Annotated in this window: 14 protein-coding genes; 11 read left to right on the forward strand and 3 right to left on the reverse strand. The window is 38.7% G+C overall.

Annotation, left to right across the window (positions count from 1 at the left end; genetic code table 11):
* Window positions 1-71: 71 nt before the first annotated feature.
* From PS1M3_RS18830 to PS1M3_RS18840, 3 genes are read left to right on the forward strand one after another with little or no spacing between them, the layout of a single operon-like run.
* A complete protein-coding gene (locus PS1M3_RS18830; protein WP_138739659.1) occupies window positions 72-1,817 on the forward strand; it encodes an HAD-IIB family hydrolase in 1,746 nt (581 codons plus the stop codon).
* A complete protein-coding gene (locus PS1M3_RS18835; protein WP_006791735.1) occupies window positions 1,810-3,030 on the forward strand; it encodes a hypothetical protein in 1,221 nt (406 codons plus the stop codon). Before PS1M3_RS18830 ends, PS1M3_RS18835 begins: the two co-directional genes overlap by 8 nt.
* Window positions 3,031-3,070: 40 nt before the next feature.
* Window positions 3,071-4,849, forward strand: coding sequence for a sugar phosphorylase (locus PS1M3_RS18840; protein WP_010556278.1), 1,779 nt, complete (start codon window positions 3,071-3,073; stop codon window positions 4,847-4,849).
* A 45-nt stretch (window positions 4,850-4,894) separates the two neighbouring features.
* On the opposite strand, the gene PS1M3_RS18845 is transcribed toward PS1M3_RS18840, so the two are convergent.
* Window positions 4,895-7,738 (reverse strand): TonB-dependent receptor domain-containing protein, encoded by a 2,844-nt coding sequence (locus PS1M3_RS18845; protein WP_203987449.1) that lies wholly within the window; start codon window positions 7,736-7,738, stop codon window positions 4,895-4,897.
* Window positions 7,739-8,432: 694 nt separating this feature from the next.
* On the opposite strand from PS1M3_RS18845, the gene PS1M3_RS18850 reads away from it, so the two are divergent.
* The 5 genes from PS1M3_RS18850 (at window position 8,433) to PS1M3_RS18870 (ending at window position 11,684) form a co-directional block, all read left to right on the forward strand.
* Window positions 8,433-8,822: a cytochrome b562 gene (locus PS1M3_RS18850; protein ID WP_008127943.1), complete on the forward strand. Its 390-nt coding sequence runs from the start codon at window positions 8,433-8,435 to the stop codon at window positions 8,820-8,822.
* A gap of 9 nt (window positions 8,823-8,831) precedes the next feature.
* Window positions 8,832-9,218 (forward strand): OsmC family protein, encoded by a 387-nt coding sequence (locus PS1M3_RS18855; RefSeq protein WP_008127939.1) that lies wholly within the window; start codon window positions 8,832-8,834, stop codon window positions 9,216-9,218.
* 313 nt (window positions 9,219-9,531) lie between these two features.
* Complete coding sequence (locus PS1M3_RS18860; RefSeq protein WP_006791740.1) at window positions 9,532-9,798, forward strand: hypothetical protein; 267 nt, start codon at window positions 9,532-9,534, stop codon at window positions 9,796-9,798.
* Window positions 9,799-9,951: 153 nt separating this feature from the next.
* Window positions 9,952-10,761 carry an alpha/beta fold hydrolase gene (locus tag PS1M3_RS18865; protein ID WP_203987452.1) on the forward strand — a complete coding sequence of 270 codons (810 nt, stop codon included), beginning with the start codon at window positions 9,952-9,954 and terminating at the stop codon, window positions 10,759-10,761.
* A 2-nt stretch (window positions 10,762-10,763) separates the two neighbouring features.
* Complete coding sequence (locus PS1M3_RS18870) at window positions 10,764-11,684, forward strand: diguanylate cyclase (protein ID WP_203987455.1); 921 nt, start codon at window positions 10,764-10,766, stop codon at window positions 11,682-11,684.
* Here PS1M3_RS18870 and PS1M3_RS18875 read toward each other — a convergent pair.
* Both PS1M3_RS18875 and PS1M3_RS18880 read right to left on the reverse strand, forming a co-directional pair.
* Window positions 11,681-12,718: a metal-dependent hydrolase gene (locus PS1M3_RS18875; RefSeq protein WP_203987458.1), complete on the reverse strand. Its 1,038-nt coding sequence runs from the start codon at window positions 12,716-12,718 to the stop codon at window positions 11,681-11,683. The genes PS1M3_RS18870 and PS1M3_RS18875 overlap by 4 nt on opposite strands.
* Before the next feature lie 58 nt (window positions 12,719-12,776).
* Window positions 12,777-13,664, reverse strand: a complete 888-nt coding sequence (locus PS1M3_RS18880) for a LysR family transcriptional regulator (RefSeq protein WP_203987460.1) — start codon at window positions 13,662-13,664, stop codon at window positions 12,777-12,779.
* A 114-nt stretch (window positions 13,665-13,778) separates the two neighbouring features.
* Here PS1M3_RS18880 and PS1M3_RS18885 point away from each other — a divergent pair, with 114 nt between their 5' ends.
* The 3 genes from PS1M3_RS18885 to PS1M3_RS18895 all read left to right on the forward strand — a co-directional run bounded on the left by PS1M3_RS18885 (window position 13,779) and on the right by PS1M3_RS18895 (window position 16,264).
* Complete coding sequence (locus PS1M3_RS18885; RefSeq protein ID WP_203987461.1) at window positions 13,779-14,951, forward strand: MFS transporter; 1,173 nt, start codon at window positions 13,779-13,781, stop codon at window positions 14,949-14,951.
* A 145-nt stretch (window positions 14,952-15,096) separates the two neighbouring features.
* Window positions 15,097-15,912, forward strand: coding sequence for a 2,5-didehydrogluconate reductase DkgB (gene dkgB / locus PS1M3_RS18890; RefSeq protein WP_203987463.1), 816 nt, complete (start codon window positions 15,097-15,099; stop codon window positions 15,910-15,912).
* 64 nt (window positions 15,913-15,976) lie between these two features.
* Window positions 15,977-16,264 (forward strand): putative quinol monooxygenase, encoded by a 288-nt coding sequence (locus tag PS1M3_RS18895; protein ID WP_203987465.1) that lies wholly within the window; start codon window positions 15,977-15,979, stop codon window positions 16,262-16,264.
* The last annotated feature ends 44 nt before the right edge of the window (window positions 16,265-16,308 follow it).

A 16,308-nucleotide genomic window follows, 5' to 3' on the forward strand; every position in this document is an offset into this window, starting at 1 on the left:
AGGTTATAAAAATAATGTTGGTCTAGTCCCTGCATTTAGTACTCTGAACACTATGTATTTAAGGAGTTACTATGTCAGAGGCCAATATTGTGGATATAACCCCGTTTTTAGCAAAGCATCAACTGCCTTTAAAGTATCAATATTTGAGTGAGCAGTACTTTGTACCTCTTGCGCATGACATTCTCGAATCAAAAAAATCATCAACTCCTCTTTTTGTTGGCATTAATGGTTGCCAAGGCTCCGGCAAAACAACCCTTGCAGACTTTTTAGTCACGTGGTTTAGCAACAATACGTCGTTAAATACGGTCGCTTTATCAATCGACGATTTTTATCTAGGTAAAGAAAGCCGTAAGCAACTAGCTCAAGACGTACATCCTTTATTTGTAACACGTGGCGTACCCGGTACACACGATACCGACCTGATGAATAAAACAATTACTCAGTTATTAGCCGGTGAGGTGGGCATAGCATTACCACGTTTTAACAAACACCAAGACGACTGCGTTGCAGAGCAAGATTGGGTTAAAAATGTAGCGCCTGTTGATATTGTGTTTTTAGAAGGGTGGTGTGTAGGAAGCGAGCCACAGCCGCTATTTTCACTAAGCGAGCCACTGAATGAATTAGAACAATTAAATGATAAAGAAGGTGTGTGGCGTCGTTGTATAAATAGCTGCTTAGCAAACGAATATAAATCTATTTTTAATAAAATAGATTACAAAGTTATGCTTAAAGCGCCTAGCTTTTCAGATGTTTTTACGTGGCGAAAAGAGCAAGAACAAAAGCTAATAGCTAAAAGTGGTGTTGGTACAGGCACGATGACAGACGAGCAGTTAGTTTATTTTATTTCTCATTTTGAGCGTATAACCCGCGAAAACTTAAATACATTGAGTCGCAAAGCAAACGCACTCATTGAGCTTGATAGCAATCGAGACATAGTAAGCATGCACTTAACAAGTGATGATACCTTAAAGCCTATTATTTTTACTGACTTAGACGGTACTTTACTCGACCATACAGATTACAACACAAGCAATGTAAGTGAGCTACTTCAGCAGTTACAAAGCGCACACATTCCTGTGGTATTTAATACCAGCAAAACATTTTGCGAAGTGATTGAAATAAAAAACGAGTTAAACATTCAGCAACCTTTTATTGTTGAAAATGGCGCAGCAGTATTTATACCGCAAAATTACTTTGAGCTTAAGCCAATAGGCTGTAAAGAAGTAGCAGGTTATTGGTGTTATGCCTTAGCGTCTCCGCTATCAAGCTTGTTAAGTGATTTAGACTCATTAGATGCACAATACAAAGCACACTATAAATTATTTAGTGAGTTAAGTAGCGAGCAAATAAGCGAGCTTACCGGATTAAATAATGCGCAAGCTAAGCGCGCTCAAACACGCGATTACTCCGATCCTTTGTACTGGTATGGCAGTGACGAATTACTCGATACCTTTGTAAATGACGTAACAGCACTTGGCTACGAAATAAAGATAGGTGGCCGATTTATTCATATTGCTAAAAATACAGATAAAAGCGCTGCGCAGCAGTGGTTAGTTAAACAATTTACTCAACATTTTAGAAAGCCTCTCACAGTAATAGCCCTAGGTGATAGCGACAACGATAAGCAGATGTTAGAACACGCTGATATCGCCATCATCATCAATAACCCAAGCAGTAAAAAGCCGGTTAAATTATCGCATAACAAGGCACGTTATTCTCAATCGCCCGCGCCGCAGGGCTGGGTTGAAGAAATAACAACATTGCCAAGCATTAGCAGCATTTTAAATACTATTGAGGAGCAAAAATCACATGGCTGATTTTTATCAAAATGGCATTATCACGACTTTACATAATATTGCAGATAGACCGATTGAAGCACTAGAAGAAGAGCTAATAAGCTTTAGTAAACAACGCCCTATGGGGCTAATTCTCCCTTCTTTATTTAGCGAGTTAGAAGGTCCGGCACTACAAAATATAATAAAAGAGTTAAGAGAAGTGCCGTACTTGTCGCAAATAACAATTGGCTTAGATAGAGCCGATGAGCAGCAATACCGCCATGCACTTGGTTTTTTTAAAGAGTTAAACCAAAATCACAAAGTGTTGTGGAACGACGGCCCACGTTTGCAAGCACTTGATAAAGAGCTTCAAGAATTAGGCGTTGCACCAAGAGAGCTGGGTAAAGGGCGTAACGTTTGGTATTGCATGGGTTATAAGCTTGCAACCGCCGAGGTTGAGTCTATAGCGCTTCATGACTGCGATATTTTAACCTATGACAGAAGCTTACTTGCACGTCTTATTTATCCGGTTGCACACCCTCGTTTTAACTACGAGTTTTGTAAAGGATTTTACCCGCGTACAGCCAACGGCAAAATTAATGGCCGTGTATCGCGTTTATTAGTCACACCTTTGTTGCGCTCATTTAAAACCATTTTAGGTAATACAGACTACCTTGAATATATGGATTCGTTTAGGTACCCATTAGCGGGTGAGTTTTCGTTTAGGCGCGACGTATTAAACGATATTCGTATTCCAAGTGACTGGGGGCTTGAAATAGGCGTATTGAGTGAAATGTATCGAAACTATTCGCATAACCGTTTATGCCAAGTAGATATTGCCGATAACTACGATCACAAACATCAAGCGTTGTCGCTTGACGATCAAAGTGCCGGTTTGTCTAAAATGTCGATTGATATTACGAAGGCATTATTTAGAAAACTCGCTACCCAAGGGGTGACATTTACTAGCGAAACTATTCGTTCATTAAAAGCAACGTACTACCGAATTGGCTTAGATTTTATTGAAACCTACCACAATGATGCATTAATGAACGGACTAACACTGGATGTTCACCAAGAAGAAAAAGCCGTAGAAATGTTTGCACAAAACATTATGGAAGCAGGCCAACACTTTTTAGATAACCCAATGGAAGCGCCATTTGTGCCAAGTTGGAACCGGGTGGTATCGGCTATGCCTGATGTATTTGAACGTTTAAAAGAGGCGGTAGAGCTCGATAACGAAGAATACAGTTAAGTTAAAAAAATAAATATAAAAACGGTTAAAGGAGTCGCGTGTGAGTACAGTGAATGAATTATTTTTACAGCGAGTAGAGCAGCACCTACACATTATTTACCAAGATGTTGAGCTGCCTATATCGATAGCAGAGTTTGCACAGCAACTCATTAAAATTATTTTAGGTGACAGTCCACTTCGCGACCCAACTCCACACACTAACCGATGGGATGAGCAAGACATTGTACTGATTGCTTATGGTGATTCGATTATAAAGCACGACGACACTGAGTTTGCGGTAGCAAACCCAATCGAAGCACCACTAAAAACCTTGCATCGATTTATAAAAGAGCAGTGCGATATGCAAATTAACGCCCTGCATATTTTACCTTTTTACCCGTATAGCTCTGACGAGGGGTTTGCGGTGATGAATTACGTGCAAGTCAACGAGTCGTTAGGTGATTGGGAAGACATAAAACGGATTGCGAAAGATGTAAAGCTAATGGCTGATTTAGTTATTAACCATTGCTCTAGCCGAAGTGTTTGGTTTGAAAACTTTTTAAATGATTTACACCCCGGCAAAGATTACTTTAAAACTGCAAGCTTAAGCGATGATTTAAGCCAAGTTGTTCGTCCGCGGACATCGTCTTTACTCAATACAGTAACAACTCCCAGTGGTGAAAAGCATGTATGGTGTACGTTTAGCCATGATCAAGTTGACTTTGATTTTGCAAACCCGGAAGTTTTGAAAGAGTTTGTAGGCATTATTCGTCATTATTTAGATAACGGTGTGAGGCTTTTTAGGCTCGATGCAGTGGCGTTTTTGTGGAAACAACTTAATACAAGTTGTATTAACCTGCCACAAACCCACGAAGCCGTTAGGCTAATGCGCACGCTTATTGAGCATGTTGAGCCAAGTGTGGTGATCATCACTGAGACAAATATACCAAACCAAGAAAACCTGTCGTATTTTGGTAATGCCAATGAAGCGCATGCTATTTATAACTTTGCTTTACCTCCGTTACTACTGCATACCTTATTAAGTGGTGATAGTTCGGCACTCAAGCATTGGATGATGAGCATGCCACCTGCGCAAAACGGTACCGCATACTTTAATTTTATTGCGTCTCATGATGGTATAGGGCTTCGTCCAATTGAGGGATTATTGCAGCCAACTGAAGTGGCGTCGCTGGTCAGTACAACCATGCAATTTGGTGGTCGCGTTTCAATGCGAACCAGTAACGATGGCACCCATACACCATATGAGTTAAATATTGCGTTATTTGATGCAATGCAAGGAACACATAATGGGCCTGACAAATTTGGTTTTGAGCGTTTTATGTGCGCGCATGCCATTATGTTCGCGCTTGAGGGGATACCTGGCTTATATATTCATAGTTTACTTGCCACAACCAATGATTATGAGCGTTTTGAAAACTCGCAACACAACAGGGCAATTAATCGCCATCGTTGGCAAGAATCAAAACTGTTAGCCGCAATTGGCGAAAAATACAGCCATCATCACAAAGTGTTTACTTCAATTAAAAACTTATTAGGTGTGCGTAAAAAACAACGTGCATTTCATCCTAATGCCACTCAGTTTACGTTACATCTTTCTGGTGGATTATTTGGCTTTTGGCGCCAGAGTATAGACCGCAGACAAAGTATTTTTTGTGTATTTAATATTAGCGATAAACCGCAAACACTTTTATTGGCTGACTTAAATTTAATTAATACTCAGCAGTGGTTTGACTTAGTGTCAGGAAAAACAATAGAGGAAGGGCAGTTAACAATTGAACTTGAACCGTATCAATGTGTTTGGCTAAGTAATATAAAATAACAAATAGGCCGGGCAAGCGTTGCCTGGCCTATTATTCACTTTAAATTAAAGCTTGTAAGAAAAGCTAACATAACCAAAGCGGCCAATGTTATCGTAGCTTGCGCTACCGGCGCCTGTACCGCGTGTACCGTATGGTAGTTCACGGTTAAATAGGTTATCTACACCTACTTTAACGCCAACACCGCTATCGAAGCTGTAACCTACAGTCATATCGGTAATAAAGTATTTACCGTAGCTCATGTTGCTATTAGGGTTTGAGTTTTGAGCAAGTTCAACATTTGTATAAAGGTCTACTTCGTCAATAAAGCGTGTTTCAACAGTGCTGAAAAAGCGGTCAATTGAGTAGCTTACAGATAGATTTGCTTGCCATTTAGCTTCGCCAGAAGTACCTGCTGCTTCAATAAAGTTGCTTGGATCATCTTGGAAAGGGTAGTCTTTTCGTTCAATTAAGTAAGTACCAATTAAACGTGTTTTAAAGCTACCTTCTAGGGCTTCAAAATCGTAGCCTAGTTCGAAATCAACACCTGATGCTTTTTGACCCGCCACGTTTAATACAGAGTTTTGGATTAACGAAATTTCGCTGTTTGCATCGCGCGTAATTAAATTACAGTACTGGTTGTTGATGCCAGTAGTGCTGTCTACACAGCGGTCAAGAATATCTTGCGCGCTGATTGTATCAATGGCATCTTCAAGTTCAATTTCCCAGTAATCGATAGTTAATACTGCGTTGTCAATAAACTCTGGTTGGTAAACAATACCTACCGTTGTACTTGTTGACTCTTCACCTTTTACGTCACGGTTACCGCTTGTTAAGCCATTTAAAGACGCTGAATCGTAGTCTGAGTTAAAATCGTTTGCTACACCTAATGCGGCACAGTTAGCGCGGCGGGTCGTGCTGTTTGACAAGTCATTTAGGTTTTCAGCACGACATGGATCGTCAACACTGTAGAAAGTTTGGCTAGGTGCGCCAAAAACTTCACCAATATTAGGCGCTCTAAGGGCAGCAGATTGCGTTACACGCACGCGTAGCTCGTCGTTTACTGTCCAATCAAGGCCTAGTTTCCAGCTAGTTGCTTCGCCAATAGTACTGTAATCGGCATGGCGTACCGCGGTATCAAACACTAAGTCTTGAATAAGCGGTAAATCAGTTAAGATAGGCATTGAAGCTTCAAAAAACACTTCACGCACGTTAAACGAGCCTTTATCTTCGCCTAGTGCGTTAAAAAATGTACCTTCTGCGTTATCTGGCTCGTTCGTTTCGCTTTCTTCTTTACGATACTCTGCGCCAAAAGCAATACCTACATAACCGGCTGGTAGCTCAAAAATAGTGCCGTTTGCAAGCGAAGCTGATACAACAGTTTGCTCAATGGTGGAGTCGCCAATAGACACTGTGTTCATGTAATCAATGGCTTGTTGGCTTGGTGCGCCAAAGCCCATAATATTAACAGGTACACAGCCATCAGCTTGCGCCTCTGCGCTACGACACACAATATTACCGTTTGCATCTTCAACGGCATCAAGCGCATTAAAGTAGTTTGCTAAAATCATGTTAGCGCCATTTTCGCGCTCTAATTCTGTTTTACCGTATACGATTGATGTATCTAGTTCCCAATCTTCAAATACAGTGCCTTGTAAGCCTGTAACAAAACGGGTTGTTTCACGGGTGTTGTTTTCAACGCGGCGGCCTAAGTCAGTCATCATGCGGTTAACCATGATTGACTCAACACCTTCTTCTTCCATACGCGCTTTAATGCTTGGGTCTAGGTATGGGTTATCTAGCTTAATGCTGTTGTCGCTATCAAAAAAGAAAAACGCAGGTTGGCCTATGCTTTCGCCTTGGCTATTTACATATTTAGCGTCGAAGTAAGCATTTAAATCATCAGTCACATCGTAGTTAACTTTAAAGTTTACGTTGTAACGTTCAAACTCAGGTTGAATTTCTTCAAACTGACCTAGGTTAAAAAAGTCACAGTTAGCACATGAAAGGCCGTCAACATTGTCACCAATGTATAAATCGCGAGCGGTACTATCAGGGTTGAAGCTATTTGTGTAACCATTTTCTAATGCATAAACACCTGCGTTGTTGATCGCGTAGTAACCAGCGTTAGGTGTTAGTATTTTGTCTGGAAAGTCTGCGCTGTCTTTGTTTTCATCGGTTTGTGCCTGATTACGTAGGCTTCTGAACGATGTGCTAGTCCAAGGGTGGTCTAAAGCATTTAACGACTCTTGTGAAGAATACTCTACTGCAAAAGCTGCATTACCACGATCATCATTAAAGTTTGAACCGTATGAAAAAGTCGCCTTTTTGTTGTTATAGCTATTTAGGTCGGCAAAGCCACGGGTTAGGCTTACATCTAAACCTTCAATATTATCTTTTAATATAAAGTTAACTACACCCGTTACGGCGTCAGCACCATATACAGCAGAAGCGCCACCAGTAATAATTTCAACACGTTCAATCCATACGCTTGGAATTGTATTAGTGTCAACTGATTGAGAGCCCGCAGAGCTTGATACGTGACGTTTACCGTTTACAAGTACAAGTGTGCGGTCTGTTCCCATATTACGTAAATCAAGGATGTTTAAACCTGCAGTACCTATAAAACGACCAGAGTTAGCCATTGAATAAGTGCTACCCAGTGCAGGAAGGTTATTTAATGCTTCACCAATATTAACAGCGCCACTATTTACAAGTTGATCGCCACTGATTACGGTTACGGGTGCCGGTGCAATTGCGCCTTCACGCAAAATGCGTGAGCCTGTTACTTCAACGCGTTCTATTTTTTTTGCTACTTGCTCATCTTGAGCTAATACTGTGCTACTCGCTGTTGCAGCAGCGGTTAGTAGTGCACATTTAATGCTGTTGGAAATTAAAGAATAATGTTTCATGAGTTCCCTAATGGGTGTTTGTTATGAAAAAATGCTTAACAAAAATTGGCATAGTCAAATAGCAACATTGTCATCACATTTAGCTAAAGAACTAACGATTATTACACGCTCGCAAACAAGATTAAACCCTCTGAAAGCCTCTATATTGTTGTGTTAAGGTTTGAAATTAATTTTATTTATAGTGTTTTAAGTTGTTACTTTTGTTTAAATTATGATGACAATAAGGTGGGGTTTTTCTTGGTTGTTTACCTTTTTTAGCTGCGTTGTTTACATTGAGTTATTAATATTAAAATTGACGCGGTATTTTTGATCTACTTGCTGTTTATTTGACTCGTCAAAATGATAGTTAAATTGCAGATGTAATTAACAGGTGTGTTTGTTAATTGTGCTATTAAGTTACTTAAATGTATATTTTTGCTGATTTAGCGAGCGGGGCGTTCAATGGTGTTATTAAAATAAATGTTTAAATTGAGTAAATTTCATCATCTTTATTAAATGTGTCGTTATTCATTTGTTGATCTAGATACATTCAATGTTAGTAAAATAGGTAATTATTTGATTTTAACTTAATGCTGACTATTACCAATAATATGCTGTAAACCCCCTTTACAGTATATAAAGAGTGATTGCTGATTCGTTACTTTATTCTGTTTACTTGATACAATTTGTATTATCAGTTTTATTAGGGCTTTTCATGAAATACACTTACCTCATTATTGTCATTTTATTTAGCTCGCTCAGTTATGCTAGCGAGACTATTGATCTAGAATTAAACATGAAAAACACAGGGCTTGCTTATAAAAAAGCGGTACAAGCTAGCCAGTTAACAGAGTTTAATACCGCAATTGATGAATTTATTAAGCTGGTGGAAGTAAGCAAAACGGCAAAGTTTTACAAGAAGCCCGAACAGTCGGTTAAGGGGCTTGATAAAGTGCTTACACAAGCAAGGCTTGCAAAAAAAGCGGCTAATCAGCAAGGGCTTACTGCTGCTAAAGTACCGCTTAAACGCATTGATGATTTACGAAAAAAATATCATAAACTACATGAGCCACCAGGCTTTTTTGAATTATTGTTTGGAAAGTAAGGAATAGTTATGGAAATTTCGGTTTCATTATTAGAAGGCCAAAAGCAAAGTGCTAAATTTGGTGATTTGGAAGTCATTAGCGATCAGAGTATTTCGGCTGGTGGTGGTGCAGAGCACCCAGAACCATTTGACTACTTTTTAGTGAGTATGGTTTTGTGTGCAGGGTTTTATGCGCGAAAATTTTGTGAGCAACGTGACATTTCTACAGAAGGTATGACACTTACACAAAACAACGAAAATGTAGATGAAAATGGTAAAAAGTTATTTTCAATCGAAATTAATTTGCCTGATGGTTTTCCTCAAAAGTATAAAAAAGCATTAATTGCGGCAGTAAATACATGTACTGTTAAAAAAGTAATTCAAGCTGTGCCTGAGTTTTCTGTTGTTGTAAAATAAATTCACCAATATGTAGGTAACTTTAACGAGTTACCTCTTTCATTTTAATACCCTTGCCTTGCCGCTCACCCTAAAATACGACGTTTTTAGATAGCTATAAACACAACAATTACGAGTTGTAATTTGGTGTGTTTTTTATTGGTTTTTCAATATGTGATGCTTTTATAAACACTCTTGGTGGCTATTTAAACAAATAAATCAAAAAGTAATCACTTAGTTCAAAAATACTGGCTATTCATGTTTAGGCTGTTATAACTATAAACACAACAATAAAAATAGTTAAACATATTTACAGTAGATACTGAGGTATTTTATGAGCGACGCAATACAACAAGAACAAATAGATCAAGGGGTAATGGAGACCTTAAGAGAGCGCGACCATAGTGCCTTAGCACAGCAAGTTAACCATCTTGGCTGCGATAATAACGACATTATTGAGCTACTAGCTCATTATATGGCGTTGAGCGAGCAAGAAAATGATGAATTATTTGATGACTGGTACGATAATCTATCAAAAGACCAACATACTGTTTTAAAAGTATTTGAGGTATATAGAGGCCAATACGAACATCAAAATTAAATCTTTATTTAATTAATAGCTTGTATTGGTTGTATACTAAGATTTATTGATAAAGATTATACGGCGGTTAATTTGAGTAAGAGTTAATACAAGTTAGCTTTTAACATTTTGTCGATAACATTACTTATATTACAGATAAAGGCGTGCTTTAAAGTGCTAAATTCAGAATCGATAAAAACGAGAAACAATGTAAAGGTAATTGGTAGCGGCTCTAAAACATTGCTATTTGGACATGGATTTGGATGTGACCAAAACATGTGGCGTTTTTTAACTCCTTATTTAGAAAAGCAGTTTAAAATTGTACTGTTTGATTATGTGGGTTCAGGTAATTCAGACATATCTCAATACAACAAACAACGATACAAAAAACTAGAAGGTTATGCCTTAGATGTAATAGAGGTGTGCACAGAGTTAAATTTATCGGATGTAGTATTTGTTGGCCATTCGGTAAGTGGAATGATAGGCGCGCTTGCGGCAGTTGAAAGGCCCGATTTAATTAGTAAATTAATTATGGTGTGTCCTTCTCCTTGCTTCTTAAATTTCCCGCCAGATTACCAAGGCGGGTTCGACAAAGAAGACCTGCAAGAATTGTTAAGCTTAATGGATAAAAATTATATTGGTTGGGCTGACTATTTAGCACCACTGGTTATAGGTAATACTAACTCAGCTGAGTTGATTGGCGAGCTTTCAGGTAGTTTTTGTTCAACTGATCCTGTCATAGCCAAAAATTTTGCAGAGGCGACCTTTTTTTCTGACTATCGTTTTTTACTCACAAAAATTATACAACCTACACTCATTTTACAAAGCGAAGATGATGCACTCGCTGATGTTTCTGTTGGCCAGTACATTGAAAAGGAAATACAATCGAGTTCACTCATTGTTATAAGTGCACAAGGCCATTGCTTGCAAATGACTCACCCAGAGATTGTAAGTCAATCTATTATTGATTACGTAAAACAATAAGCGTGAAATCCATTAAAACAGAAAACAAAAAAGAATCTTACTCAGCTGACTGTTTTCTCAGTGGTGCCTTGATCACAGATTCTAAAAATACGATTATTTATGTAAATAGCTATTTTGAAGAGCATCTTTATTGGAAAAGTGATGAACTGGTGGGTCAAAATATAAATAAAATTTTGACCAAATCATCAAGAATATTTTTTCAAAGTTATCTTATTCCTACCTTGCTTCACGAAAAAACATCCGAAGAAATGCAGCTAATTATTTTTAATGGACAAGGGATAAAAACCCCCATGACCATTAATGCTCAAATAAATGAAGAGGGGACGGTGTTTTGGAGCCTTTTTAATTCATCAAAGCAGGATCAACTTTATGATGAGCTAATTAAAACGCGAGAAAAATTAGAAGAGCAGGCTGAAGAGTTAAAGTCATTAGCTTCTACTGATGAGCTAACTAATTTGTTAAACAGAAGAGAAATGAATTACCGCAGTACTTTACTGTTAGAACAATCGTTAAGATCAAAGCAGTCTGTAGCCTTGCTTGTTATAGATATAGATAATTTTAAATTAATTAATGATACTTTTGGCCACTTAGAAGGCGATCGTGTTTTAAAAGAGCTTGGGCAAGCACTAAAAAGTTTTGGACGACAAACCGATTTAATTTCCCGCTATGGTGGTGAAGAGTTTTTAATCATGCTACCAGACACAGATAAAAAAGGGGCCTTACTATTTTGTAATAGATTGCATGCCATTATTGCGGACATATTAGTCGATAATAAGCCTGTGACTGTGAGTATAGGTATGACCATAAGTAATACAATAAACACATTTATAGATTTATTTACACAAGCAGACAACGCTGTTTACCAAGCAAAATCGCTTGGTAAAAATAGAACTCAGCTGTTTGGGGACGATAACACTATTTAATGATTAGTATCGTTGTTGCATGTATTGTTGAGGAGTGAATTGCTGGGTTGCCAAATTCTATCCCATATTTTATCCATATCATTGAAGCTTGGACGTTGACTTATTTTGTCAAAATTACTGGCTGTGACTCCCTCTGAATTTATTTCACCTACTTGAAAATTAAACACATACTGACATTCCATTCCCATGCGCAAGTCTGACAAAATCACTTTTTTTTGCTGCTCTCTTACTGAATAGAACCCTTTTGTAAACCATTGCAAGCGTTTTACACCCCATTCATTTTTAATGTTATTTAATAGCGAGGGATTTGTAGGATATGCACTAAGTGTTACCTCGTCGGGTTCATCAAATACAGAGGCATAGCCTTCATAGTAATGATCGTCAGACATAACAACGACTCGCCAAAGCAAGGTAGTAAGTGGCGCTGGTGTGCTTATATACTTCTCATACGTAATGTTTTTGTTGTTTAGCGCCGTTTTTACTTTGTCATCAATCATGACTTTCAATGCAAAAGACGTACATAAATAAAGTGAGCTTAATCCAAGCGCAATACTATTAATTTTGTAGGCGGTGTTTGATGATACTTTAGGAAGTAACGTACACACGACTCCTAGCAATAATGGAAGTGTATAAAGGGGATCAATTATAAACATATTTGATAACGCAAAAGGGTGCTCAGTAAACGGCCACATTAATTGGGTGCCATATACGGTAAAACTATCTAGCAATGCGTGGGTTGATAAGCACAAAAACACTAACCAAAACCATCTCACTTTGTAAGTTTGCATACCTGAGTGTAATTTTAATATAAGCCATACGATAAGTGGGCTTATTAATAAATGGATAAAGAAGGAATGGCTAAAACCGCGATGATAAGTAAATGACTCTACAGGACCGCCATAAGGTAAAAAAACATCTAAGTCGGGCAAGGTGCCAAGCGCTGCACCCCAAAATACCGCTTTACGACCAATTTTATTGCCTAGCACGGCGTAGCCTACAGCACTACCCAAAGCAACCTGTGTTAACGAGTCCATATCAATCCTTTATTAATTATAAGTCTTTTTATACTGATTAAAAGCGTAAAAAGGCCACTTATAATGCAAGCTTTGGTTTTATAAAATCTAAAAATGCAACAATGCGAGACGACACCGCACTGTTTTTGTAATAAACGGCTTGTATATCTTCTCGGTGGTTTGGTGTTTTAATACTATTTGGTAAAACATTGACTAACCTACCAGCTTTTAAATCGTTTCCAATCATAAAATGCGAGAGTAAAGCAATGCCTTGGTTTGCTATACATAGTTGTCTAATTGTTTCGCCGCTGCTTGCTGTGATTTCAAACGAAAGCTTTGAGGGTATGTTAAGAGGCCAGTTATTGAGCGCGGGTGAGTCGGTAAAGCCGATAAGTTTATGTTGGCCCAAATCGCTTGCTTGAGTAAGTTCAGGTTCGTTTTTCAAATACTCAGGGCTTGCGACCAAATGCAATTTACTGGCCCCCAACTTTTTTGCATACAGGTTTGAATCTTTTAAATCACCAATACGTATGGCTAGGTCAGTTTTATGCTCTAGTAAATCAATAATGCTGTCGTGAGAGGTAATATCAAGCATAATGTGGGGGTACTGCATATTAAACTCAGCAATCAAAGGTACCAATTGGTGCAGTACAAAAGGGCTTGCTGCATCAATACGTAACTTTCCACTGGGTGACTGTTTTAACAGTTTGATTGCCTCTTCGCCGGTTTGTAAGGTGTTTAAGCCATCACGAGCATATTTAATAAAGGTATGGCCCTCTTCGGTTAGCTCTAATCGGCGAGTGGTCCTGTTTAGTAACGTACATTGTAGCGTATTTTCAAGACGAGACACGGCACGCGACACTTTTGCTACTTGCTGATTAAGCAAATTCGCGGCTGCTGAAAAACTCCCGCTATCTACTACCGTTAAAAACATTTCTAAGTCTTCGGTTTTTGCATGCTGAGCCATATTTTAGCACCTTACTTTTGCATTTATTACAAAAGTATTTTGTCACTAATGCTATTTTTTGCAAACACATTTTTAGTCAAACTGTAAGTCTTAACTAATAATGAGGATTTAATTATGCCATTGGCTTTGTGGGCGCTCACCTTAAGCGCATTTGCAATAGGAACAACCGAGTTTGTAATAGTGGGATTAGTGCCTACTATTGCAAACGATTTAGGCGTAAGCCTACCTTCAGCGGGTTTGCTAGTGAGTTTATATGCGGTAGGTGTGGCTATTGGTGCACCGGTACTTACTGCACTCACCGGGAAATGGAATCGTAAAATTGTACTTATAAGCTTAATGGGCTTATTTGTGCTGGGGAACTTATTAGCATGGCAAGCGCCAAGTTATGAAACATTAATACTTGCGCGTATTTTAACAGGCTTAGCCCATGGGGTGTTTTTCTCAATTGGTTCTATGATTGCCACAAGCTTAGTAAGTAAAGATAAAGAGGCCAGCGCTATTGCAATTATGTTTACGGGACTCACGGTTGCACTTGTAACAGGAGTACCATTAGGAACGTGGATAGGCCAGCATTTTGGCTGGCGTGCAACATTTTTAGTGGTATCAGTGTTGGGCTTAATTGCTTTGGTAGGAAGTGCTATTTTGGTACCCAAAAACTTGAAGCAGTCTATCCCTGCAACCTTTAAAGAACAGCTTCAGGTTATTGTTAAACCGCGCTTATTACTCGTATATTTAATGACTATTTTAGGCTATGGCGGCACGTTTACAGCATTTACTTATTTAGCGCCGATTCTAGAGCAGGAAACGGGCTTTGCACCCTCAGCTATTGGTTTAATTATGCTGGTTTATGGTGCATCTGTAGCGGTAGGCAATATTTGGGGTGGAAAACTTGCGGATAAACGCGGACCAATAAGTGCACTCAGTATTATATTTAGTGCTCTTAGCATTATTTTATTGGCACTTACATTTACCATGGATAATAAAGTAGCTGCCGTACTTACAATTTTAGTTTGGGGGGCCTTTGCGTTTGGTAACGTGCCAGGCTTACAGCTTTACGTTGTAAAACAAGCACAAAAACATACACCTAATGCTGTGGATGTTGCATCTGGATTAAATATAGCCGCTTTTAATATTGGTATTGCACTTGGCTCAATCATTGGTGGAAGCGTAGTGGAAAGTATGACTCTGCGGGACACAGCATGGATAGGCGCCGTCATTTCTCTATTGGCACTTATAGTGACTCGTTACAGTGGCTTGCTTGATAAGCGTGAAATTCAGCGAGCATAAAGTGTAAACTTTGTATCATTAAACCCTTGAAACGCATTTTTATAACCTCATAGCTACTGTGAGGTTATTTTTTGAGAAAGTAAAAGGTGTATATTTTAACTCTATTCAATAGCTGTATTTTAAACCAACGTATAAGGATAGATTCATGACACAACGTGTAATTGAAATGCCGAATTTAGGTGTTGGAACATTTCGTTTAGAAGGCGATACTGCATACAACTCGGTAAAAATGGCATTAGATGTCGGGTTTCGCCATATAGACACAGCGCAAATTTATGGTAACGAAGAGCAAGTAGGCCAAGCTATAAAAGATAGTAACATTCCGCGCAGCGAAATATTTTTAACGACTAAAGTGTGGAATAACAAACTCAATAAAACTGATTTTATTGCAAGCGTAGAAAAGTCTTTAGAAAAGCTGCAAGTAGACTCTGTTGATTTATTGCTTATTCATTGGCCTGCGCCATCAAACGATGAGCCAATGAGTGAGTACCTAACTGAGCTTTTAAAAGCTAAACAGCTTGGTTTAACAAAACATATTGGCGTGTCTAATTTCACTATTGCAAACTTAAACGAAGCAATGCAAACGCTAGACTCGCGTGAAATATTTACTAACCAAGTTGAGGTACATCCGTACTTAACCAATACAAAATTACGTGCGTTTTGCGCTCAGCACGGTATACACGTAACGGCTTATATGCCGTTTGTGGTCGGTAAAGTACTAAAAGATGAAACGATTCTTGATATAGCGAATAAGCATAACGCTTCACCTGCGCAAATTGTAATTGCTTGGGAAAACGCAAATGATATGACTACTATTCCATCGTCAACCAAGCGTAAAAACTTGGAAGATAACTTTAACGACCATGTTAAGTTAGACGATGAAGACATTGCTCGTATTGACGGACTTGACTGTGGCGACCGCCAAGCAACGCCTGATTTTGCGCCGCAGTGGGATCAGTAATAAAATATGTAACACGATATTAGGTGTAGTGCAGCTGCACCTTTGTTTTTAAAAAGGACTGATCATGTTAACAGTAATCGCCACTATTTCGAGTAAAAATATTGATGCAGATGTTGTATTAACTGCACTCGAAAACCTGCAAAAGTACTCGCGCCAAGAAGTTGGCTGTCTACGTTATGAGCTATCGGTAAAAAGTGACGCGCAGCAAACGACTTATTTAGTGACTGAACAGTGGGCATCAGATGAGCATTTTGAATCGCACAAAAACGAGCCACATTTTAAAGCTTTTGGAACACAGGTTACCGGGCTTCTAACAAGCAGTAATATTGACGTTTACAACACCATTGGCTAGTAAAAAGCACTCTTATTAGTTAGTAAAATACAGTGGCGACGTAA

The organism is Pseudoalteromonas sp. PS1M3, from assembly GCF_016865405.1.
In the GTDB taxonomy this organism is placed as follows: domain Bacteria; phylum Pseudomonadota; class Gammaproteobacteria; order Enterobacterales; family Alteromonadaceae; genus Pseudoalteromonas; species Pseudoalteromonas marina.